The 25,609-nt window shown below is 71.9% G+C and carries 4 protein-coding genes; 3 read left to right on the top strand and 1 reads right to left on the bottom strand.

Annotated features, from left to right (window positions below):
- The first annotated feature begins 200 nt into the window (after positions 1–200).
- From QH470_RS15050 to QH470_RS15040, 3 genes are read left to right on the top strand one after another with little or no spacing between them, the layout of a single operon-like run.
- Positions 201–23,204 (top strand): non-ribosomal peptide synthetase, encoded by a 23,004-nt coding sequence (locus QH470_RS15050; protein WP_280272974.1) that lies wholly within the window; start codon positions 201–203, stop codon positions 23,202–23,204.
- A complete protein-coding gene (locus QH470_RS15045; RefSeq protein ID WP_280272973.1) occupies positions 23,201–23,443 on the top strand; it encodes a hypothetical protein in 243 nt (80 codons plus the stop codon). Before QH470_RS15050 ends, QH470_RS15045 begins: the two co-directional genes overlap by 4 nt.
- Before the next feature lie 10 nt (positions 23,444–23,453).
- Positions 23,454–24,188 (top strand): alpha/beta hydrolase, encoded by a 735-nt coding sequence (locus QH470_RS15040; RefSeq protein WP_342228443.1) that lies wholly within the window; start codon positions 23,454–23,456, stop codon positions 24,186–24,188.
- Here the strand turns inward: QH470_RS15040 and QH470_RS15035 are convergent.
- On the bottom strand, positions 24,122–25,426 hold the full coding sequence (locus QH470_RS15035; protein ID WP_280272972.1) for a GDSL-type esterase/lipase family protein: 1,305 nt from the start codon (positions 25,424–25,426) through the stop codon (positions 24,122–24,124). The two genes, QH470_RS15040 and QH470_RS15035, sit on opposite strands and share 67 nt — an antisense overlap.
- Positions 25,427–25,609: the final 183 nt, after the last annotated feature.

Raw genomic sequence — 25,609 nt, 5'->3', positions numbered from 1 at the left:
GTTTGTTCGGTGGTTGCCAGGGGCGGGAATCGCTTCGGAATCGGCCGGATTCGAGACTTGTTTCCACTGTGAACCAAACCGGATCGCCTGGTGGCACGAATCATCAGTGGGCACTGTCGCGGAGGTTCGAGATGACCTGCGCGACGGTTGCTCATGTGTAACAGTCTCTTCCTTCTCGTTCCGTCGATAGGAGTAGCTGGATGACGTCGTTGGCCCCGAAGTCGACGCGCGAAGCGGTACCGGTGTCAACGCGATCCTTCCCGCTGTCCGAGGCGCAGCTGGGCATGTGGCGGGCCCAGCACATCGCCCCCGGGGTGCCGCTGTCGGTCGCCCAGTACGTCGAGATCCCCGGCGACCTCGACGTCGAGGTGCTCGACGAGGCGATCGACCGCTGCGCCGCGGATCTGCAGAGCGTGCATCTGCGCATCGTCGAGGGGGACAGCGAGCCGACGCAATACGTGGCCACCGATATTCGCATCGCGTCGCAGGTCGTGGATCTGCGCGGGGAGGCGGATCCGCGCGCGGCGGCCCGGCGGTGGATGGAAGACGATACGGCCACACCGATGTCGGCGACGCGGGGGCCGCTGTTCGAGAGCGCGGCGCTGCGCATCGCCGACGCGCGATACTTCTGGTACGCGAAGATGCATCACATCGCGATCGACGGCTACGGGGCGATGCTGGTCATCAGCCGCATCGTGGAGTGGTACAACGCGCAGCTGGACGGTGTCGAGGCCGGTCCGGTGGCGGCCGCCGACCTATACGAGGTCTACCGGTCCGAGCGCGAGTACCGCGAATCCGCCGCCTTCGACGACGACCGGCGGTACTGGCGCGAGCAGGTGTCCACGATGCCGGAGGAATTCACCCTCGGTCACCGGTCCGCGCCCGCCAACAGCCACCGCCGTACCGCCGGCGCCCGGCTCGGGGGAGCCGCGGCTGAGCTGCTCGAGACGGTGCGCACGCGCTCGGGCGCCTCCCGCCCGGCGCTGTTCATCGCCGCTCTCGCAGGCTATTTCGCGGCGGTCACCGGGAGCGACGAGGTGGTCGTCAGCCTCCCCGTGACCGCGCGGACGACACCCGCACTGCGTTCCTCGGCCGGTTACGTGTCGAACGTCGTGCCCCTGCGGATCTCGGTCGCGCCGGAGCTCACCGTTCCGGAACTGGTGCGCGCCACCGCCGAGCGGATCCGGGAGGCGTTGGCGCATCAGCGTTACCGCCACGAGGACATCCGGCGTGATCGGGGCGGCGCGGGCCATCGCCGCGGCTTCTTCGGCCCGGTGGTGAATATCATGCTGTACCACAACCAGTTTCGCTTCGGCTCGGCCATCGGCACCATGCAATTGGTATCGACCGGACCGGTGGACGACCTGTCGGTCAACATCTACAACGGCAGCGACGGCGACGGCCTGCATGTCGACTTCGTCGCCAACCCCGACCGCTACGATCCCGCCGAACTCGACGGTCATCACGAGCGATTCCTCGACTACCTGACCGCGTTCCTGAGCGCCGACGCGGAGACGCGGGTGAACCGGTTACCGCTGATGAGCGCGGCGGAACAGGCTCGCCTGCTCGGCATTCCGGCTCCGGACGGCCCGCGTCGCCCGGGGCCGCAGAGCACGCTGACCGAGCGTTTCGACGCCGTCGCGGCCGCACACGCGCGGCGGTGCGCGGTTCGGTCCGGCGACACGTCGATGACCTACGCGGAACTGGATGCCGCGGCGAACCGCCTGGCCCGCAAGCTGATCGACCTCGGCGTCGCACCGGACGCGCTGGTGGCCGTCGCCCTGCCGAGGTCCGCCGAACTCGTCGTCGCGCTGCTCGCCGTGCTGAAGGCCGGCGGCGCCTACCTGCCCGTGGACCCGGACTATCCGGCGGACCGCATCGAGTTCGTGCTCGCCGACGCCCGGCCGGTCTGCCTGATCACCGCGTCGGACCTGGGCATCGAGACGGCGCCCGAGCTGCCCGTGGTGCGGCTGGACCGCCTGGATCTGTCGGGGTTCGACGCCACCGCGATCACCGACGCCGAGCGGCGCGGGGTGCTCAGGCCCGGCCAACTCGCCTACGTGATCTACACCTCCGGCTCCACCGGCCGCCCGAAGGGCGTCCCGATCCCGCATCGCAATGTCACGACCCTGTTCGCGAATGCCGAGGCGCACTTCGAATTCGGCGCGTCCGACGTGTGGACGATGTTCCATTCGTACGCGTTCGACTTCTCCGTGTGGGAGCTGTGGGGCCCGCTGCTCCACGGCGGCACGCTGGTCGTCGTCGACTACCACACCTCGCGCTCGCCCGAGCAGTTCTTCGAGCTGCTGCGCCGGGAGAACGTGACGGTTCTCAACCAGACCCCGTCGGCGTTCTATCAACTCGACGCGGTGGATCGGGCCGCCGGGCCGGGGACGACGCTGCCCGCGCTGCGGTACGTGGTGTTCGGCGGCGAGGCGCTGGAGCCACGCCGCCTCGCGGGCTGGTACGACCGGCACGGTGACACCGCCCCGCGACTGATCAACATGTACGGCATCACCGAGACCACGGTGCATGTGACGTTTCGCGCCCTCGACGGCGCGGCGTTCGGCGGCGCCCGGCCGCGGGGCATCGGACAGGCGCTGCCCGGATTGCGAATCCTGCTGCTGGACACCAGGTTGCGCCCGGTGCCGACCGGGGTGCCCGGCGAGATCTACGTCGAGGGCAGCCAGCAGGCCCGCGGCTATCTCGGCCGCGCGGAGCTGACGTCGGCCCGGTTCGTCGCCAACCCGTACGGTCCGCCGGGATCTCGGCTGTACCGGTCCGGTGATCTCGGGCAGTGGAGCGCCGACCACGAGGTCGAATACCTCGGCCGCATCGACGACCAGGTCAAGCTGCGCGGTTTCCGCATCGAACTCGGTGAGATCGAGGCGGCGCTGCTGGCGCACGAGACCGTGCGGCAGGTGGCGGTGATCGTGCGGGACGAGTCCGGGTCCCAGCGTCTGGTCGCCTACCTCGTCGGGCAGCCCGGCGCCGCGCCGGACGTGGCCGCGGTCCGCGCCGCCGCCGAATTGCTGCTGCCGGATTACATGGTCCCCTCGGCGTTCGTGGTGCTCGACGCCATTCCGCTCACGGTCAACGGCAAACTCGACCGGCGCGCGCTGCCGCGTCCCGCCGCCGCGGTCGAGGCCTACCGTGCCCCGCGCACCGCCGTCGAGCGGGCGGTGGCCGAGGTGCTCGCCGAGGTGCTGGAGGTGGATCGCGTCGGGCTGGACGACAGCTTCTTCGCGCTCGGCGGCAATTCCCTGTCGGCGACGCGGGTGGCGTCGCGGCTGGGCGCGGTGCTGGACACCACGGTGCCGGTGCGGTTGCTGCTCGAGGAGTCGACCGTCGCCGATCTGGCGGCGCGGGTGCGGCACAGCGGCACCGAGACGCGCACCCCGCTGGCGGGGCGGCGGCGCCCGGCCCGCATCCCGCTGTCGCTGCCGCAGCAACGGCTCTGGTTCATCAACCAATTCGACACCGCCGCAAGCACATACAATATTCCGTTCGCGCTGCGCATGACCGGTGAGCTGGATGTGGCCGCGCTGCGCTACGCACTGGCCGACGTCGTCGAACGGCACGAGTCGCTGCGCACGGTGTTCCCCGGCGACGGCGACGGCGCCACCCAGACGATCGTGCCCGCGTGGGAGGCGGCGCCGCGGCTGCCGGTGGTGGAGGTGGCCGCGGACGAGATCGAGGACCGGCTGCGGGCCGCGGCCCGGCACGGATTCGATCTGACCCGCGAGACGGCGCTGCGCGTGGAACTGCTGCGCGCCGGGCCGCGCGAGCACGTCCTCGCGGTGGTCCTGCATCACATCGCCGCCGACGGCTGGTCGCTGGTGCCGCTGTTCAGCGACCTCATGACGGCCTACACCGCGCGGCGCGCCGGGCACGGCCCGCAGTGGTCGCCGCTGCCGGTGCAGTACGCGGATTACACGCTGTGGCAACGGGAACTGCTCGGTGACGACTCGGCGCCGGAAAGCCGATCGGCCGCACAGCTGGCCTACTGGACCCGGCAACTCGCCGACCTGCCCGAGGAACTCTCGCTGCCCTACGACCGGCACCGCCCGGCCGTGCAGTCGTTCCGCGGCGGGCGAGTCGGCCTCACCCTCGACGCCGACATGCACCGCGGCCTGGCGGAACTCGGGCGCACCGGCAATTCGACGCTGTTCATGGTGGTGCACACGGCGTTCGCGGTCCTGCTGGCACGGTTGTCGGGCATGACCGATGTCGCCGTGGGCACGCCGGTCGCCGGTCGCGGCGAACGCGAACTGGACGATCTGATCGGAATGTTCGTGAACACCTTGGTGTTCCGGGCGCGGGTCGACCCCGGCGCTTCGTTCACCGAATTGCTTGCCCAGCAGCGCGCGGTCGACCTGGCCGCATTCGCCAACGCCGACATCCCGTTCGAGCGACTGGTCGAGGCGTTGAACCCGGTCCGATCGACCGCTCGGCATCCGCTGGTGCAGGTCGGCTTCTCGTTCCACAACCTCGCGCAGTCCGGCCTCGAACTGCCCGGGTTGAGTGTGAGCGGTACCGAAATCGATACCGAGGTAGCGCAATTCGATCTGCAACTGGTTCTGACCGACACCTACACCGACGACGGTGAGCCGGGCGGGCTGCACGGGCACCTGATCTATGCGACGGATCTGTTCGACGAGCCGACCGTGGCACGATTCGTGGCGTGGTTCCAGCGGTTGCTGCGCGGGATCGTGGCCGCGCCCGACACCGCGGTCGGCGAGGTCGGGATGCTGGATCCGGCCGAACTCCGTGAGCTGCTGCACGATCCGAACGCGACCGCACACGCCGTCGCGGCGGACGGCACGCTCGCCTCGCTGTTCGACGCGCAGGCGGGCGCCACCCCGGAGGCGGTGGCGCTGATCGACGCCGGTACCGGTGCGTCGCTGACCTACGCCGAGTTCGCCACGCGCGTGTATCGCCTGGCGCGCCATCTGATTTCGCTGGGCGTCGGCCCCGAGACGCCGGTGGCGCTGGGGCTGCGGCGGTCGGTGGATCTGGTCGTCGGCATGTACGCGGTGGCTGCGGCCGGTGGCACGTATGTGCCGCTGGATCCGGACCAGCCGCGGGACCGCCTGAACCACATCGTCCGCACCGCGGCGCCGCTGTGCGTGCTGACCGCCGCGGAACTCGACTTGGACGCCGATGCCCCGCACCTGCGCATCGACACCCTCGACCTGGCGGATCTGCCCGCGGGCCCGGTGCGCGACGAGGAGCGCGTCCGCCCGCTGCGTCCGCACCACACGGCGTATGTGATCTTCACGTCCGGATCGACCGGGCGGCCCAAGGGCGTCGCCGTGCCGCACCGTGCGATCGTCAACCAATTGTCCTGGAAGAAGGCGGCTTTCGCGCTCGGCACCGGCGACGCCGTCCTGCTGAAGACCACGGCGATGTTCGATCTGTCGGTGTGGGAGTTCTGGTCGGCGCTCGTCTCGGGCGCCCGGCTGGTCGTGGCGGCCCCGGACGGCCACCGCGATCCGGCCTATGTGGCCGGGCTCCTGTCCGAGCAGCACGTCTCGGTGCTGCACGCGGTGCCCTCGATGCTGGAGGCGCTGCTGACGATCACGGGCGGCGCGCTGCCCCCGTCGTTACGGGCGGTGCTGGCCATCGGCGAGGCACTGCCGCCGCAGACCGCCGAGCGGCTCCGCGACGCCGCCCCGGCGGCCGAGCTGTGGAACCTCTACGGCCCCACCGAGGCCGCGGTGTCGGTCACCGCGCACCGGGTCACCGGGGCCGACTCTGCCGCCGTGCCCATCGGTGTGCCGCAATGGAATACGCGGGTGTACGTGCTGGACGGCCGGTTGCGCCCGGTGCCCGTCGGTGTCGCGGGTGAGCTGTACCTGGCGGGCACGCAACTGGCACACGGCTATCTGGGGCGCGCGGCGCTCACGGCCGGGCGGTTCGTCGCCGACCCGTACGCTCCGGCGCCCGGGGAGCGGCTCTACCGCACCGGCGACCTGGTCGCCTGGAACACCGCCGGGGAACTGGAATACCTGGGCCGCACCGACTTCCAGGTCAAGATCCGCGGTTTCCGGATCGAACTGGGTGAGGTCGAAAGCGCGCTGCGGCGGGCGGCGGAGATCGCCGCGGCCCTGGTCACCGTGCACTCGGACCCGGCGACCGGCGACCGGATGGTCGCATATGTGGTTCCCGCGCAAGGGCAGTCCGTGGATACCGCGGCGGTGTCGGCACATCTGTCCGAGCTGCTGCCGTCGTACATGGTCCCGGCCGCGTACGTGATACTCGACGAGTTGCCGCTGACGGCGAACGGGAAGGTGGACCGGCGCGCGCTGCCGGCGCCGGACTTCGGCCCCCGCGAATACCGGCCCCCGCGTGGCGATGTCGAGCGCTCGGTCGCGGCGGTATACGCCGAGGTTCTGGGCGTCGAGCGCGCAGGCTTGGATGACGACTTCTTCACCCTCGGCGGCAACTCGCTGGCCGCCACCCGCGTGGTGGCCCGGCTGAACGAGGCGGTCGCGGCCACCGTGACGGTGCGCGCGGTGTTCGAGGCCCCGACCGTCGCGGGTCTGGCCGCGTGGATCGGCGCACGGCAGCCGGGTTCGCACGCGCGGCCCGTGCTGACGCCGCGTCCGCGGCCGGAGCGGGTTCCGCTGTCGGCCACCCAGCAGCGGCTGTGGTTCCTCAACCGGTTCGACCCCGCCTCCGGGGCATACAACATCGCGGTCGCGCTGCGGATGCGCGGCCCGCTCGATGTCGCCGCGCTGTTCGCGGCGTGCGGCGACCTCGTCGCGCGGCACGAGTCGCTGCGCACGGTGTTCCCCGACAGCGCGGACGGGCCCCACCAGGTAATCCTGGATGCGGCGACGGCCGCCCCGACGCCGGCCGTGCTCGAGGTGCCCGCCGCCGACCTCGAGCCGCGCGCGGCCGCGGCGGCGCGCCGCGGCTTCGACATCACCACCGAGGTTCCGCTGCGCGTCGAACTGCTGCGCGGCGACACCGGCGAACACGTACTGATCCTCGTGCTGCACCACATCGCCGCCGACGGCTGGTCTCTCACGCCGCTGGCCGACGACCTCGCGACGGCCTACCGGGCGCGGTGCGGCGGTGCGGCCCCGCACTGGGAGCCACTGCCGGTGCAATACGCGGACTTCGGACTGTGGCAGCGCGAACTGCTCGGCGACGACACCGACCCGCGGTCGCTCGCGGCCACCCAGCGCGACTACTGGACGTCGCGGCTGGCGGCGCTGCCCGAATGCCTCCAGCTGCCTACCGACCGCCCCCGCCCCACCACGGCGTCCCAGTGCGCGGATACCGTTGCGGCGACAGTGGATTCGCGACTGCACGCCGGGATCGCGGAGCTCGCCCGGCGCAACGACGCCAGCGTGTTCATGGTCCTGCACGCCACGCTCGCGGCGCTGCTCGCGCGGCTGGCGGCGACCGACGACGTGTGTATCGGCACGCCGATCGCCGGGCGCACCGACCACCGGCTGGACGGGCTGATCGGCATGTTCGCGGGGACGCTCGCACTGCGGACCGAGGTCACCCCCGGCCGCCCCTTCCGCGATCTGCTGGCCGCGGTGCGCGACCGCGATCTGGACGATTTCGCCCACGCCGATCTCCCCTTCGAGCGTCTGGTCGAGGTGCTCAACCCGGTGCGGTCGCCCGCGCATCATCCGCTGTTCCAGGTGATGCTGTCGGTGCACAGCGCGGTGCCGGACGGCGTGGACCTGCCCGGCATCGAGGTGTCGGCCGCGGCGATCGAGACCGGATTTACCGCGTGGGACCTGCAATTCACGCTGATCGAGTCCCACACCGCGGACCGGACCGCCGACGGCATCGGGCTGCGCCTGACCTACGCCACCGACCTGTTCGACCGCGCCACCGCCGATCGGCTGTGCGGCCGCTTCCTCGACATGCTGGCGGCCGTGGTCGCCGACGCGCGAATCCCGGTCGGCGACATCGACATTCTCGATGACCGTGAGCGGGCCGTGCTGGCTCCCGCGCGCGGTGAGCCCGCCGCCGCGCCCGTCACCCTGGCCGACTACTTCCGTGCGGTCGTGCGGCAGCGGCCGGACGGTGATGCGGTGCGCGCCGGATCGCGGACCCTGACCTACCGCCAGCTCGACGATCGGACCGACCGGCTGGCCCGCGCCCTGATCGCACGCGGCACGGGCCCCGGTGACGTGGTGGCGCTCGCCCTGGACCGCTCGATCGACTCGGTGGTCGCGGCGATCGCCGTCACCAAGACCGGTGCGGCGTTCCTGCCGATCGACCGCCGGTACCCGGCGGATCGCCTGCGGCACATGGTGTCCGATGCCCGGGCCCGCGTCGGCCTCACCGCGGGCGACCCGGCGGCGCTGCCGGACACGACCGCGTGGCTGACGCTGCCGGAACTCGACGACTCCGCCGCCGGTCCGGTTGTCGACCGAGAACCACTGCGCCCCACCAGGACCGATGACATCGCCTACGTCATCTACACCTCCGGCACGACCGGCCTGCCCAAGGGCGTCGCCGTCACCCACCGCGGCCTGCACAGCTTCGCGGCCGCCCAGCAGCAGCGCTACCAGGTCGACATGTCCTCGCGGACACTGCATTTCGCGTCGCCGAGCTTCGACGCGTCGGTCCTCGAACTGCTGCTGGCGCTCTGCGGCGGGGCGACCATGGTGATCGCCGCGACCGATATCTACGGCGGCGACGAACTGGCCGCCCTGCTCGACCGCGAGCGCATCACGCACGCGTTCCTCACCCCGGCGGCGCTGGCGAGCATCGACGCGGTCCGCCACCCGCTGCCGCGGCTGCGCTGCCTGGTCGTGGGCGGCGAGGCGTGCGGCGCCGAACTGGTCGAGGCGTGGGCGCCGGGCCGCACCATGCTCAACGCCTACGGCCCGACCGAGGCCACGATCGCCGCGATCATCTCCGAGCCGATGCGGCCCGGACAGCCGGTTGTGCTGGGCGACAGGCCGATTCCCGGGGCGAGCCTGGTGGTGCTGGACGAGCGCCTGCACCCGGTTGCCCCCGGCGTCACCGGCGAACTGTATATCGCCGGGGCCGGGCTGGCCCGCGGCTACCTGCATCGGCCCGGTCTGACCGCCCAGCGGTTCGTCGCGAATCCGTTCGCGGACGGCGGAGAACGGCTGTATCGCACCGGGGATCTCGCGCGGTGGACCGCGTCCGGACAGCTGGCCCTGGTGGGCCGCGCCGACGACCAGGTCAAGATCCGCGGCTTCCGTATCGAACTGAGCGAGATCAGCGCGGTCGTCTCCGCCTGCCGGGAGGTGCGATTCGCACACAGCGAGGTCCGCCGCGACCACGCGGGCACGCCGCGGATCGTGACGTACCTGGCGGTCACCGACGGCGCGGTGTTCGATCTCGACGCGATCCGCGGCCACGTGGCCGACCGGCTGCCCACGCACATGATCCCGTCGAAATTCGTCGAGCTGACGACGATTCCGATGACACCGGCGGGCAAGCTGAACCGCACGGCGCTGCCCGAACCCGATTTCACCGTCGCGGCAGTCGCCGGGCGCGAGCCCGAGACACCGAACGAAACGCTGGTCGCCGCGGTCATGGCCGAGGTGGTCGGCCACGCCCCGGTGTTCGCCGACCACAACTTCTTCGAGCTGGGCGGCAACTCGTTGTCCGCGACGCAGCTGGTCTCACGCATCGGCGCGGCCGCACACCGAAAACTGCCCGTGCGTGCGGTATTCGACCACCCCACCCCGGCCGGGCTGGCCGCACTGCTGGACCGCGCCGACGGTTCGGGCCCCGTGCTCGGCCGCCGGGAGCGGCCCGCGCGGATGCCGCTGTCGCCGGTGCAGCAGCGGCTCTGGTTCCTCAACCAGTTCGACACCTCCTCGGGCGCCTACAACATCCCGATCGCGCTGCGGCTGTGCGGTGATCTGGACGTGCCCGCGCTGCGCCGCGCCCTGCACGATGTCGTCGAGCGGCACGAGACGCTGCGCACCGTCTTTCCCGATTCCGCGGACGGCCCGAGTCAGGTGGTGATCTCGGCGGAGGCCGCGCAGATCACGCCGCCGGTGCTGTTCGTCCCCGCCGATCGGGTGGCGGCCCGGGTCCGGGCGCTGGCCCGGCGCGGGTTCGACCTCACCACCGACATTCCGCTGCGCGGCGAGCTGCTGCGCACCGGCGACCGGGAGTTCGTGCTGGTGCTCGTGGTGCACCACATCGCCGCCGACGGGTGGTCGATGACGCCGCTCGCCGCCGACGTCGCCGCGGCGTACCAGGCTCGGCACACCGGACAGCCGCCGCGGTGGACGCCGCTGAGCGTGCAGTACGCGGACTACACGCTCTGGCACCACGAATTGCTCGGCGACGAGCGCGATCCCGGCAGTGTGGCGGCGACCCAGCTGGAGTATTGGCGCCGCACCCTGGCCGAACTGCCCGAATGCCTCGAGCTGCCGACCGACCGGCCCCGACCGGCCGTCGCGACGCACGCCGGCGCCGCGGTCACCGCGCGCATCGACGCCGAAACACACTCGCGCATCACGGAACTGGCGAAAACCCGCGACGCCAGCGTCTTCATGGTGCTGCACGCCGCCCTGGCGGTCCTGCTCGCGCGATTGAGCGGCGGCAGCGATGTGGCGATCGGCACGCCCATCGCCGGGCGCTCCGACGAACAGCTGGAACGATTGATCGGCATGTTCGTCGGCACGCTGGTGCTGCGGACCGAGGTGGCCGAGGACCGCTCGTTCACCGAATTCCTGGACGCGGTGCGCGACACCGACCTGAGTGCCTACGCCCACGCCGACATTCCGTTCGAACGGCTGGTGGAACTGCTGGACCCGGTCCGCTCCACCGCGCATCACCCGCTGTTCCAGGTGATGCTGTCGGTGCACAACTCCGGACCCGCGCCGCTGCGCCTGCCGGGCCTCGAGATCACCGCCGAACAGGCCGATCCCGGCATCGCCAAATTCGATCTGCAGTTCGAGCTCACCGAGACACACACGCCCGAGCAGCGGCCCGGCGGCATCGAGCTGCGCCTGGACTATGCCACGGACCTGTTCGAGCGCCACACCGCCGAGCGCCTCGTGCAGCGCTATCTGCTGGTCCTCGAGGCGCTGGTCACCGCGCCCGCGGCAGGCATCGCCGCGGCGGTCCTGCTGCTCGACGAGGAACGCGCGGCCACGGTCCCCGCCCGCGGGCTCGGACCGGTGTCGGTGGCGACACTGCCCGAGCTGTTCGCGGCGGCGGCGTCGGACACCGACCGTGTCGCGGTGCGGTCCGACACCACCGAGATGAGTTACCGCGAACTCGATACCCGCTCGAACCGCTTGGGGCGCAGCCTGATCGAGCGCGGTGTCGGCCCCGGCGATATCGTCGCGCTCGGGATGACCCGCTCGGTGGAGTCGGTGGTCGCGACGCTCGGCGTGAGCAAGTCGGGGGCGGCCTACCTGCCCGTCGATCCCGACTATCCGCCGGAGCGGATCCGGCACATGGTGTCCGACTCCGGGGCGCGGATCGGCGTCACCACCGACGCCGACGTCGCGCGGTTGCCGGGCGGCGTCGAGTGGCTGACACTCGCGGAGCTGCTCACCGGCAGCGGCGCGCCGATCACCGACTACGACCGGCCGCGGCCGCTGTCGGCCGACGACCTGGCGTACGTGATCTACACCTCCGGTTCCACGGGTCTGCCCAAGGGCGTCGCCGTGACCCATCGCGGACTGGCCAACTTCGCCGCCGCGCAGCGCGACCGGTACGGCGTCGAACCGATTTCGCGCACACTGCATTTCGCGTCGCCGAGTTTCGACGCGTCGGTGCTCGAACTGCTCCTGGCATGGTGCGCGGGCGCGACCATGGTGGTCGCGGCGACCGACATCTACGGCGGTGACGAACTGGCCGACCTGCTCGATCGCGAGCGGATCACCCACGCGTTCGTCACTCCCGCCGCGCTGGCGAGCATCGACGCCGCCCGATGGGCACTGCCGCAGCTGCGGGTCCTGGTCGTCGGCGGCGAGGCGTTCGGCCCGGAGCTGGTCGCGGCGTGGGCGAGCGAGCGTGCGATGTTCAACGCCTACGGCCCGTCGGAAGCGACTGTGGCACCGGCGCTTTCGCGGGAGCTGCGCGCGGACCGCCCGATCGTGCTGGGCGGGCCGATCCGCGGTGTCGAGGCGGTGGTCCTGGACGCCCGGTTGCGGCCGGTGCCGTTGGGTGTGGTGGGGGAGCTGTACGTCGGCGGTGACGGACTGGCCCGCGGTTACCTGGGACGCGCGGGCCTGACCGCCGCGCGATTCGTCGCGAGCCCGTACGGCGGCACCGGCGCGCGGATGTATCGCACCGGCGACCTGGTGCGGTGGATCGGTGACGGCGAGCTGACCTTCGTCGGCCGCGCGGACGATCAGGTGAAGATTCGCGGGTTCCGGATCGAACTCGGCGAGATCACCGCGGTGCTTGCCGCGCATCCCGGAATCCGCTTCGCGCACACCGAGGTGCACACGGGCGCGGGCTCGGCACGTCTCGTCGGTTACGTGGTGGCCGACGAGGGCGTCGACGCGGCGGCCGTGCGCGCCCACGCCGCGGCCGCGCTGCCCGCGCACATGGTGCCCGCGGCGGTGCTGCTGCTGCCGTCGATCCCGCTGACTCCGTCCGGCAAGCTCGATCGGAAGGCCCTGCCGGAACCCGACTTCGCCGCCCTCGACGGGCCGGGCCGGGAACCCGCCACACCCGCCGAATCGCTCGTGGCCGCCGCGATGGCCGCTGCGGCGGGCGTGCCCGCGATCGGCGCCGAGCAGAACTTCTTCGACATCGGCGGCAATTCCCTGTCCGCGACCCGCGTGGTCGCGGCGATCGCGGCCCGGACCGGCTGCCGATTGCCGGTGCGGGCGGTGTTCGAAGCGCCGACGCCCGCCGAGCTGGCGGCGCTGCTGGACGCGCGGGCGCCCGAGGCCGCGCATCCGGAGCTGGTCGCCGGCCCACGGCCGGACCGGATTCCGCTGTCCTCGGCGCAGCGGCGCCTGTGGTTCCTGAACCGGCTGGACTCCTCCTCCGGTGCCTACAACATCCCGATCGTGTTGCGGCTGCGCGGAACTCTCGACCTCGAGGCGTTGCGGCGGGCGGTCGTCGATGTGATCGCGCGGCACGAGATCCTGCGCACCGTGTTCCCGGATTCGCCCGCCGGTCCCACCCAGGAGATCGCCGAGGCGGCGACCGACATCGACTGGACGACGCTCGAGCCCGGCGCCGACCCGGCGGCCGCCTGGACGGCGTTCGCCGCCGCGGGTTTCGACCTGACCGCCGAACCGCCACTGCGCGTGGCACTCTCGCGCCTGGCCGCCGACCACCATGTGCTGATCCTGGTGCTGCACCACATCGCCGCGGACGGCTGGTCGCTGGGCCCGCTGGCCGCCGACATCGCGACGGCCTACGACGCCCGCCGCGCGCGGCGCGACCCGCGGTGGCAGCCGCTGCCGGTGCAGTACGCCGACTACAGCCTGTGGCAGCACGCCGTACTCGGCGCGGAGAGCGACCCGGACAGCGTCGCCGCACGCCAGCTCGACTACTGGCACACCCGGCTCGCCGGTCTGCCCGAATGCTTGGAGCTGCCGGCCGACCGCCCGCGTCCGACGGTGGCTTCCCACGGGGGTGACGTCGTGAATTCCATTGTGCCGGTGGAGGTTCACGAGGCCCTGCTCGGGCTGGCCCGGGCGCACGACGCGAGTCTGTTCATGGTGGTGCACGCGGCGCTGGCGGTGCTGCTGGCGCGCTCGGCGGCTACCACCGACATCGCCATCGGCACGGCCGTCGCGGGGCGCACCGACGAGCGCCTCGATCAACTGATCGGCATGTTCGTGGGCACGCTGGTGCTGCGGACCGAGGTGGACGGCCATCGCACGTTCACCGACCTGCTCGACGCGGTGCGGACGCAGGACCTCGATGCCTACGCGCACGCCGATGTTCCGTTCGAGCGCCTGGTGGAACTGCTCAACCCGGTCCGTTCGACCGCGCATCACCCGCTGTTCCAGGTGATGCTGTCGGTGCACGACGCGGCCCCGGCGGCGCTGCGCCTGACCGACCTCGAGGTGGCCGCCGAGGAACTGCACTCCGCGGTCGCGAAGTGGGACCTGCAGGTCACGCTCACCGAAAGCTACGACGCCGACCGGCGACCCGGCGGGCTCGAACTGTCGATGACCTATGCCACCGACCTGTTCGACCGGACCACCGCCGAGTGGTTCGAGCGGCGTTTCCAGCGTCTCCTGGCGGCCGTGGCGCACAACGCTTTCCGTGCCGTCGGCGATCTCGAACTGCTCGACGCCGACGAGCAGCGGTCGCTGGTCCCGGCGCGCGGTGCGGCGGCGGCCGAACCGTCGGTCCTGGCCGAGATCTTCGCCGCCGCGGCGGCCCGTGACCCGGAACGGACGGCGATCCGGTACGGCGCGCGGACCATGACCTACCGCGACCTCGACGAGCGTTCGAACCGTCTCGCCCGGGCGCTGCTGGCGCGGCGGATCGGACCGGGTGATGTGGTGGCGATCGGGCTGCCGCGCTCGGCCGACTCGATCGTCGCCGCCCTCGCCGTCACCAAGACCGGCGCCGCCTACCTGCCGATCGACGTGCGGCATCCCGCCGAACGCATCCGCCACATGCTCACCGATTCGGGGGTCCGCACCGGAATCACCGCGGCCGCGCACGAACCCGCGCTGCCCGCCGAGGTGTCCTGGCTGACCCTGTCGGAGTCGCTCGACCACGACACCGCCGCACTCACCGACGCCGATCGGATCCGCCCGGCGCGGGTGGACGACCTGGCCTACGTGATCTACACCTCCGGATCGACGGGGCTGCCGAAGGGCGTCGCGGTCACCCATCGCGGCTTGGCCAATTTCGCTGCGGAACAACGTGATCGGTTCCGGATCGACGCGGGGGCGCGCACGCTGCACTTCGCCTCACCGAGTTTCGACGCCTCGGTGCTGGAGATGCTGCTGGCCTGGCCCGCCGCCGCCACGATGGTGATCGCGCCGGCCGACGTGTACGGCGGCGACGAACTGGCCGCGCTGCTGGACCGCGAGCAGGTCACCCACGCCTTCATCACGCCCGCCGCGCTGGCGACCATCGATGTCGAGCGGTGGCCGCTCCCGGCGCTGGGGAACCTGGCGGTCGGTGGCGAGCACGTCAGCCCGGAACTGGTGCGGCGCTGGGCCGTCCGGCGCAATCTGTTCGACGGCTACGGCCCGACCGAGACGACTATCATGACCCTCATCTCCGATCCGCTGTCCGCGGACGGGCCGGTTGTCATGGGCCGTCCCATCCGCGGCACGACGGCCGTGGTGCTCGACGGACGGCTGCGCCCGGTGCCGACCGGCGTGGCGGGCGAACTGTACGTCTCCGGCTGCGGACTGGCCCAGGGCTACCTCGGGCGGCCCGGGCTGACCGCCGCCCGATTCGTGGCGAATCCGTTCGGCGCGCCCGGCGAGCGGGTGTACCGCACCGGCGACGTGGTGCGGTGGACCGGTGACGGCGAACTCGTCTTCGTCGGCCGCTCCGACGATCAGGTGAAGCTTCGCGGCTTCCGCATCGAACTCGGCGAGATCACCTCCGTGGCGTCGCAATGCCCGGGTGTCCGGTTCGCGCACACCGAGGTACGGCGCGCGGCGAGCGCACCGCTGCTGGTCACCTATGTGACGGTGGCCGAGGCCGCCGAGTCGCCGGAGGAAGCGGTCCGGCGGTACCTGTCCGACCGGTTGCCCTCGCACATGGTGCCCGCGGCGATCGTCGTCCTCCCGGCTATTCCGTTGACACCCAACGGCAAACTGGATCGCGCGGCGCTGCCCGAACCGGAGTTCGACGCCGATCCCGCCGCCGGTCGCGCGCCGGTCACCGCGAGCGAGATCCTGGTGGCGGCGGCGATGTCGGCGGTGGTCGGAGCCGAACAGGTGCGGGCGCACCACAATTTCTTCGATCTCGGCGGCAACTCGCTGTCGGCGACGCAACTGGTGGCCCGGATCGCCGCCGAGTCCGGACAGCAGCTGCCGGTCCGGTCGGTGTTCGAGCACCCGACCCCGGCCGCGCTCGCCGCCTTCCTCGACGACGTTGGGGCACACGGCGGTTCGGCGCGACCCGCGCTGACCGTGCGGCCGCGGCCCGAACACATCCCGTTGTCCCCGGCGCAGCAGCGCCTGTGGTTCCTCAACCGCCTCGAACCCGAGTCGGGCGCCTACAACCTTCCGGTCGCGCTGCGGCTGCGCGGCGCACTCGACGCGGACATCCTGGAACAGGCGATCCGCGATGTCGCCGACCGGCACGAGGTGCTGCGCACCGTCTTCCCCGACCGCGGACCCGCGGGCCCCGCCCAGGTCGTCACCTCCGGCGCGGACATTCAGCTCGACATCATCGACGGCCGCGACGGCCACTGGCGGGCCGCCGCGCAGGAGTTCGGCGCGGCCGGATTCGACCTGACCACGCGAATTCCCCTGCGGGCGGCGCTGTTCCGGGTCGCCGCGGAGGAACACGTGCTGGTGCTGGTACTGCATCACATCGCCGCGGACGGCGGTTCGCTGGCGCCCCTGGCCGCCGACATCACCACGGCGTACGGGGCGCGCCGGGCCGGCGGCGCGCCGGACCGCCCGCCGCTGCCGGTGCAATACGCCGACTACAGCATGTGGCAGCGCGAACTGCTCGGCGCCGAGGACGACCCCGCCAGCCTGGCCGCCCGGCAGGCCGCGTACTGGCTGCGGACGCTGGCCGACCTGCCGGAATGCCTCGAGCTGCCCGCCGACCGGCGGCGTCCGGCGCGGCCGTCCTACCGCGGCGGCCGGGTGACGGCCACCATCGACGCGGATGTGCATCGCGGCCTGTCGGAGTTGGCGCGCCGGCACGAGGCCAGCGTGTTCATGGTGCTGCACGCCGCGCTCGCGGTGCTGCTGTCGCGGCTGAGCGGGCGCGGCGACATCGCTGTCGGCACCGCGGTCGCCGGGCGCACCGACCCGCAGCTGGCGGAGCTGGTCGGCATGTTCGTCGGCACCCTGGTGCTGCGTACCGAGGTGCGGGCCACCCGGCCGTTCGACGAACTGCTGGATCGCGTGCGGGAGTCCGACATCGACGCGTTCGCCCATGCCGACCTGCCGTTCGAACGCGTTGTGGACCTGGTGAATCCGACCCGCAGCACCGCGTACCATCCCTTGGTTCAGGTCGGGCTGGCGTTGAACAACCACGCCCCGTGGCAGCTGCGGCTGCCCGGCGTGGAGATCCTGCCCGAGGACGTCGGCGCCGACATCGCCCAGTGGGACCTGCATTTCGGCCTGACCGAAGAAGCGCCGGAGGGCGATGACGGCCCCGGCGCGATCGACGTCTGCGTGCGTTACGCCGCCGATCTGTTCGACGCCGAGACCGCCGAGCGGTTCACCGCGCAGTTCGTCCACATCCTCGCCGAGGTGGCGGCGAACTCCGCGATCACGGTGGGCGACATCGATTTGCTGGACGACAACGAGCGCGACACGCTGGTTCCGGCGCGTGGCGGCCCCGCCGCCGAAACCCGCACGCTGCCAGGCCTTTTCGCGGCCGCCGCGGCCGACCCCGACCGCGTCGCGCTGCGCGAGGGCATGGCCGAGCTGAGCTACCGCGGCCTCGACCAGCGGACCAACCGGCTCGCGCGGATCCTGGCCGGGCACGGTTACGGTCCGGGGGATGTGATCGCGCTGGCCATGGCGCGGTCGCTGGAATCGGTGGTCGCGTCCCTGGCGATCGCGAAGACCGGTGCCGCGTTCCTGCCCGTCGACGTCCGTTATCCGGCCGAGCGGATCCGGCACATGCTTGCCGACGCCGAGGCCCGCATCGGCCTGACGACGAGCGAGCGGATCGCCGAGCTGCCCGACGAGGTGCGGTGGCTGTCGTTCACGGACCTGGACGATCCCGCGGTCTCGCCGCGGGCGCTCACCGGCGCCGAATTCCGGCGGCCGCCCCGCGCCGCCGACGTCGCCTACGTCATCTACACCTCCGGATCGACCGGACGGCCGAAGGGCGTCGCCGTCACCCATCGCGGGCTGTTCAACTGCGCCGAGGTGGTGCGCACCCGCTTCGGCATCGACAGTCGTTCGCGCACACTGCATCTGGCCTCGCCCAGTTTCGACGTGGCGATCCTGGAACTGCTCATCGCCTGGTCCGCCGGGGCCACCATGGTGATCGTCGCCTCCGACACCTACGGCGGCGACGAACTGGCCGAGGTGCTGGAGCACGAGCGGGTGACCCACGCCGTGGTCACCCCGGCCGCGCTCGCGACCATCGATACGCGCCGCTGGCCGCTGCCGGAGCTGCGCACGCTGATCATCGGCGGCGAGGCGTTCGACCAGGACCTGGTCGAGCGGTGGGCCGTGGGCCGGGACGTGATCAACGGCTACGGCCCGAGCGAGGCGACCATCGCGACCACGTTCTCCCGCCCGCTGCAACCGGACCGTCCCATCGCGCTGGGCCGACCGATGCGCGGGGTGACGGCCGTGGTGCTGGACGGCGTGCTGCGGCCCGTGCCCACCGGCGTGATCGGCGACCTCTACGTCGGCGGGACGGGACTGGCGCGGGGCTACCACCGCCGGCCCGCCCTGACCGCGAGCCGCTTCGTCGCCGATCCGTACGGCGACCCCGGCGACCACATGTATCGCACCGGTGACCTGGTGCGCTGGACCAGGGAAGGCGAACTCACCTTCGTCGGCCGCTCGGACGACCAGGTGAAGGTCCGCGGCTTCCGCATCGAGCTGGGCGAGGTCAACGCGGTCGTATCCGGTTGCCCCGGTGTCCGTTTCGCGCACACCGAGCTGCACCGCGACGACGCGGGCGAGGCCAGGATCGTGACCTACGTGGTCGCCACCGGGGACACGGCCGAGTCGCTGACCGAACAGCTGGCCGAGCGCCTGCCCGCCCACATGGTGCCGACCCTGGTGCCGCTCGCCGAGATCCCGCTCTCACCGACCGGCAAGCTGGATCGAAAGGCGTTGCCGCAGCCCGATTTCGCGGCCTCCGCCCGGCCGGGCCGGGCGCCGGAGTCACCGAACGAGCTCCTGGTGGCGGCCGCGATGGCCGATATCGTGGGCCGCTCGGAGGTGGCCGCCGAGCACAGCTTCTTCGACCTGGGCGGCAATTCGCTGTCGGCGACGCAACTTTCGGCGCGGATCGCCACGCTGTCCGGCCACCAGCTGGGCGTGCGGGCGATCTTCGAGCACCCGACCCCGGCGGCTCTGGCCGCGCTGCTCGACGCCGCCGGTCCCGGCTCGGCGCTGCCCGCGCTCGACCGCCGCGACCGGCCCGCCCGCATCCCGCTCTCCCCGGCCCAGCAGCGGCTGTGGCTGCTCAACCGGTTCGACACCACCTCCGGGACCTACAACATCCCGACGGTGCTGCGGCTGCGCGGCGACCTGGACGTGGCGGCGCTGGAACAGGCCCTCGGGGACGTCGTGACCCGCCACGAGGCGCTGCGCACCGTGTTCCCGGATTCCGGCGAGGGACCCAGCCAGGTCGTTCTCGCATTGGAGGAGACCGGTTTCGCGTTGCGGCGGCTCGCCGCCGACGACACCCTGGCGGCGGACCGCGTGCGCGAACTCGCTGCCGAAGGATTCGACGTGCGGGTGGACCCGCCGCTGCGCGCCACCCTGCTGCGGCTGGCCGCCGACGAACACCTGCTGGTCGTCGTCATCCACCACATCGCGGCCGACGGCGGCTCGATCGCGCCGCTGGCCGCCGACCTGGCGACCGCCTACCGGGCCCGCCGGACGGGCGCGGCGCCGGACTGGGCGCCGCTGCCCGTGCAGTACCCGGACTACAGCCTCTGGCAGCGCGAAATACTCGGGGCCGAGGACGATCCGGACGGCCGCCTGGCCGCGCAACTGCGGTACTGGCAGGACACGCTGCGCGGTCTCCCGGAATGCCTGCAACTGCCGACCGATCGGCCGCGCCCGGCCACCCCGAGCCACACGGGCGCATCCGTCCGGACGACGATCGGCGCGCCCACCCACGCCGCGCTGCACGCATTGGTGCGCCGTCACGACGCGACCGTCTTCATGGTGCTGCACACGGCGCTGGCGGTACTGCTGTATCGCCTGTCGGGCAGCGCCGATATCGCGGTGGGCACGCCGATCTCGGGCCGCACCGAGGAGCGGCTCGAGCAGCTGATCGGCATGTTCGTCGGCACCCTGGTGCTGCGGACGCCGCTGACCGCCGATCGGTCGTTCGAGGAGACGCTCGCCGCCGTGCGCGCGGGCGACCTCGATGCCTTCGCCCACGCCGACATCCCGTTCGAGCGGCTGGTCGAGGTGCTGAACCCGGCGCGGTCGACGGCGCACAACCCGCTGTTCCAGGTGATGCTGTCCGTGCACAGCTCCGCCCCGGCACAGCCCCACCTGCCCGGGGTCGAAATCACCGCGGAGACACCGGAATTCGATGTCGCCAAGTTCGATCTCCAGTTCACCCTCGCCGAGGCGTTCGGCACTGATGGGCGGCCGGACGGCATCGAACTCACCGTGACCTACGCGACGGACCTGTTCGATCCGGCCACCGCGGACAGCATCGCGGCGCGGCTGGCCCGGCTGCTCGACGCCGCGGTCGGCGACCCGGCCCGGCCGATCGGCGACCTCGAGGTGCTGTCCGAGCGCGAGGCGAGCGCCCTCGCGCCGGTCCGCCGGCCGTCCGGCACCGCACCGGCGACGCTGACGGATCTGTTCGCCGCGGCCGTGGCGATCAACCCGATCGGCGCGGCGATCCGATACCGGTCCGAGCAGCTGAGCTACGCGCGGCTGGACCGGATCACCAATCAGCTTGCCCGAGTGCTGATCTCGCGGGGCGCCGGACCGGAGCAGTTCGTCGCGGTCGGCATCGCGCGATCGATCCGATCCGTGCTGGCGGTGCTGGCCGTGGCCAAGACCGGCGCGGCCTTCCTGCCCGTCGACCCCGCCTACCCGGCGCAGCGCAAGGAACACATGCTCGCCGACGCGGGGGCGACGATCGGGCTGTGCGTCGGCGAGTCCCGCGGCGATCTGCCCGGCGGCGTCGACTGGCTCGTACTGGACGACCCGGAGTTCGTCGACACCCTGCTGGACGCCTCGGACGCACCCGTCCTCGACACCGATCGGCACGCGCCGGTGCGGCTCGACCAACCGGCGTATCTGATCTACACCTCGGGTTCCACCGGAATTCCCAAGGGCGTCACGGTGACCCACGCCGGACTCGCGAATTTCGCCGCCGAACTGATCGAGCGGTGCGCGGTCGCCGCCGGCTCCCGGGTGCTGCACTTCGCCTCGCCCAGTTTCGACGCGGCGGTGCTGGAGTTGCTGTTCGGCCTCGGCGGCGCGGCCACGACGATCGTCGTCCCCGACGACATCTACGGTGGTGAGCCGCTACGCGAGTTGATGGCCGAGGAAGTGGTGACGCACGCGTTCATCACCCCGGCGGCGCTGGGCACCGTGGACCCGGCCGAGCTGGACCATGTCGAGGTCGTGCTGGTCGGCGGTGACCGGTGCGGTCCGGAACTGGTGCGGCGCTGGGCGGGTGACGCCGGGAAGCGCATGTTCAACGCCTACGGCCCGTCCGAGGCGACCGTCGCCGCGACGATGAGCGCGCCGCTGCGGCCCGGGGTCGCGGTCACCGTCGGCGGGCCGGTCCGCGGCTTCGGGCTGCTCGTGCTCGACGCCCGGCTGCATCCGGTGCCGGTCGGGGCGCCCGGCGAGCTGTATCTGTCCGGCATCGGCCTGGCCCGCGGATACCATGCGCGGCACGGCCTGACGGCGGAACGGTTCGTGGCGAATCCGTTCGGCGAGCCCGGCGAGCGGATGTACCGCACCGGTGACCTGGTGCGCTGGGCGCCGCACGCCGACGGTCTCGAGATCGAGTACCTCGGCCGCACCGACGATCAGGTGAAGATCCGTGGCTTCCGGATCGAGTTCGGTGAGATCGACGCCGCTCTCACCGGCCACCCGCAGGTGCGGCACGCCGTCACCATCGGACACGAGACAGGCAGCGGCGCAACGATACTGGCGTCCTACGTGGCGATGGAGCCGGGCGCCGCGGGTACCGCCGCGGAGTTGAGCCGGTATCTGGCGGCGCGGGTTCCGGCGTACATGGTGCCCCAGGCCGTCACGATCGTGGACGCGCTGCCGATCACACCGGCCGGGAAGATCGATCGGTCCGCGCTGCCCGCGCCGGTGCTCACCGCGAGCGCGAGCTACCGGGCCCCGGCCACGCGCACCGAATCGGCGCTGTGCGCCGCGTTCGAGACGGCGCTCGGCGTCGACACCGTCGGCGCGGAGGACAACTTCTTCGAACTGGGCGGCAACTCCCTGCTGGCGACACAGGTGGTCGCGCTCGTGCGGGAGCGGCACGGGCTCGACGTGCCGATGCAGACGATATTCCTCGACCCCACCCCTGCCGGGATCGCTGCCCGCCTGGACACGGACGCGGACCCCACCGAATCGGTGGTCGACGCGGCCTTCGCCACGGTGCTGCCGCTGCGCGCGGAGGGCAGCGCGCCGCCGCTGTTCTGCGTCCACTCGGTCACCGGGGTGGCGTGGACCTACGCGGGCCTGCTCGCACACCTCGATCCCGAACAGCCGGTGTACGGACTGCAACTGCCGCACCTCACCGGCGACGGCGAGGGCCTGGACACCGTCGAAGCCCTCGCGGCGCGATATGTGGTGGAGATCAGACGAATTCAGCCGGACGGCCCATATCAGCTACTCGGCTGGTCGCTGGGCGGGCTGGTCGCCTTCGAGATCGCCGGTCTGCTCCGGCGCGCCGGAGCAGAGGTCGCGCTGCTGGCCATGATGGACAGCCGGATCCTCGCCGGAGCGCCCGAGCCCGCCGAACCGACGGCCGGGGAGTTGCTCGGCGCGCTGCTCGGCGACGCCGAACTGGGGGCGCGCGAGATCTCCGCGGAGGAGGCGGCCGAGCTGCTGCGTCGCCACCCGGGGCCGTTCGAATCGCTGACCGCCACCCAGGTGCAGCGCCTCTACGACGGCTATCTGGTCGGTACCCGGATGGGGCACCGGTTCCTGCCGGGCCACTACGACGGCGAGCTGGTGTACTTCACGGCCCTCGCCGACTGCGGGCCCGCGGACAGCGACGGCGGCGCCGAACCGGTCGGCGGCGCCGCGGGCTGGCGGCCGTTCGTCGACGCGGAGATCCACGAGTATCTCGTCGACTGCACCCACGTCGAGATGTCCAACCCGGAGGCGCTGGCCGAGATCGCGCCGACCCTGCGGGCACATCTGGTGAAAACCGGCGACCACGTCTTGTCATGACGTCCTGGGAGGAGCTGCACGAACTGACCGGAGCCTATACCTTGGACGCCCTCGCCGGCCTGGAGCTCGACGCCTTCGAATGGCACCTGCTCCGCTGCGGTGGATGCGCCTCGGAGGTCGCCGACATGCACACCGCCGTAGCGCTTTTCGCCACCTCGGCGGCCTGCGCGCCGCCGCCACGGCTGTGGGATTGCATCGCGTCGAGCATCGCCGCAGACGGCGACCAGCGGAACGAATGAGAGGAAACCGATGCCCTTCTTCGAGGGTGTGAACGGCCGCGTGCACTTCCGCAGATGGCCGGCGCCGCGCCCGCGCGTGGTGCTGGTGTTCCTGCACGGGCTGGGCCAGCAGAGCGCCGACTATCACCGTTTCGCGCGGGCGATGAATCGGCACGACATCGACGTCTGGGGAATCGACCACGCCGGGCACGGCCTCAGCGAGGGCGAGGCCGATCGGCATGCGCCCGTCGAGGAGCTGGCCGCCGACGCGCTGACGCTGGTCGCGCGGGCCGAGCGCGAACACGGCGGCCTGCCGCTGGTCCTGATGGGCCATTCGCTGGGCGCGGGGACCGCGCTGATCGCCATGCGCTCCGAGGCCGCCGCGGTGACGGCCGTGCACGCGGTGGTGCTCATCGGGACACCGCCGCAGGCCGAGGCGTGGCGGGTGCCGGCGCCGCCGGTTCCCACGCTGGCGTTGCACGGGTGCGACGATCGCCGGGCGCCGGTGGAACGGATTCGGCGGTGGGCCACGGGCGAGACGCTCGTGGAACTGGTCGAATTCCCCGATGCCGGACACGATCTGCTGCACGAGCCCGTGCGCCGACAGGTCGCCCGCACGATCGTCGACTTCATGGAACGCCAGGCGCGCAGCGTGACCGCGGAGTCGCGATCAGCGGCGGTGTGGCCCGGGGGATGCGGTCAGCAGGAGGGCGATTCGGCGGCGGCGAGCATGGTGAGGTCGATCGTCTCGGCCATTGCCCGGTAACCGGCGAGGCTGGGGTGCAGGCGATCCGGACCGGAGTAGGCGTCGCGCAGGACGGCCGGATTGCCGGGGTCGCGCACGGCCGCATCGAAGTCGACGATGCCGTCGGCGAGGGTCTGGGTGCGGATCCAGGCATTGATCTGCTGGCGGGTCGCTTCGCTGCCGGGTACGAGCAGGGTGCCGTCCACGATGGCGTCGGAGGCGGGGAGGAGCGTGCCGAGCCAGATCTTCTTGCCGTGCCGGTGCGCGGCCTCGATGAGTTGTTCGTATCCGGCGATCATCGCCGGTGCGTCGGCGTGCGGCGGGAGTCCGAGGTCGTTGATCCCCTCCTGGACGAGTACGCCGCCGACTCCGGCCCGGTTCAGGGCGTCGCGCTCGAACCGCGCCAATCCGCTGGGGCCGAGCAGCAGTGGTTCACCGCTGGTGAGGACGCGGTTGCTGCCGATGCCCGCATTGACGACCGAGACCGGGATGTTCGCGGCGTCGAGGCGGTGTTGCAGGACATCGGGGTATCGGCCGTTGGTGTCGGCGACCGCGCGGTCGGCCGGGACGGCCAGCGGGGTAGCGCCGACGAAGCCGTCGGTGATGGAGTCGCCGAAAGCGACCACGGCCCGGGTTCCGGTGGGCGCGAGGACATCCACCGCGTCGACGTAGAACCAGGACCCGGTGGTCGAGGAGAATCCGTCCGGGCCGGATCGCCCGGTCAGATCGCCGCTGCCGGTGGGGGAGTAGTAGGAGGTGGCGTTGGCGTTCCAATGCTTGGTCGGCGGGCCCGCCTGCCCCGCGACGTGCATGCTGACCGCCAGCGGCGCGAACGAGGCGACGGCGAAGTCCACCGGATCGCTGACAGCCTCGGCGCCGGGGGCGAGGGTGGTCCCCGCCTGCCCGCCGAACAGCACCGGCCGGATATCGGTGAGCGCCGCGCCGGACACCTGGTTGCCGATGGTGACCTTGTCGAAAGTGACCGGGGTGACGCCGAATCGGTTGGTCAGGTGCACTCGCAGCTGTGACCCGCCCAGGTGCGGGGTGACGACCATGCGGAAGGTCTGATCGTCCACCGCGAGCGGAATCGGGCCCCCGCTCGCGTCCAGCGGGGTCACGGCGTCGGTCGGGCTGCCCGTCCACGACGCCACGAAATGCTGTCCGCCGCAAGCGGTTTCCTCGGCGTGTGCCGTGGTCACGGCCGAGGCGCTCGCCAGCACGGTGACCGCGAGCAGGGCGAGCCTACCGGCACTGTTCATCGTTGAACTCTCATTCCGATTCGGTTCTGTCAGTTGGCTTTTTGTTGGCGGATGGCGTGGAAGACGTTGGGGTCGACGAGGGTGGAGGTGTCGCCGGGTTCGCGGCCTTCGGCGATGTCGCGGAGGAGGCGGCGCATGATTTTGCCGGAGCGGGTTTTGGGGAGTTCGGGGACGATGTGGATT

This window comes from Nocardia wallacei (genome assembly GCF_029868745.1).
Classification (GTDB): Bacteria; Actinomycetota; Actinomycetes; order Mycobacteriales; family Mycobacteriaceae; genus Nocardia; species Nocardia wallacei_B.
Note: the sequence above shows the minus strand (reverse complement) of the source record. Positions and strands in the feature narration are given on the sequence as shown.

Coding starts and splice junctions, on each gene's coding strand:
- QH470_RS15035 (WP_280272972.1), bottom strand. CDS start 25,426: ATGAACAGTGCCGGTAGGCTCGCCCTGCTCGCGGTCACCGTGCTGGCG.
- QH470_RS15045 (WP_280272973.1), top strand. CDS start 23,201: ATGACGTCCTGGGAGGAGCTGCACGAACTGACCGGAGCCTATACCTTG.
- QH470_RS15050 (WP_280272974.1), top strand. CDS start 201: ATGACGTCGTTGGCCCCGAAGTCGACGCGCGAAGCGGTACCGGTGTCA.
- QH470_RS15040 (WP_342228443.1), top strand. CDS start 23,454: ATGCCCTTCTTCGAGGGTGTGAACGGCCGCGTGCACTTCCGCAGATGG.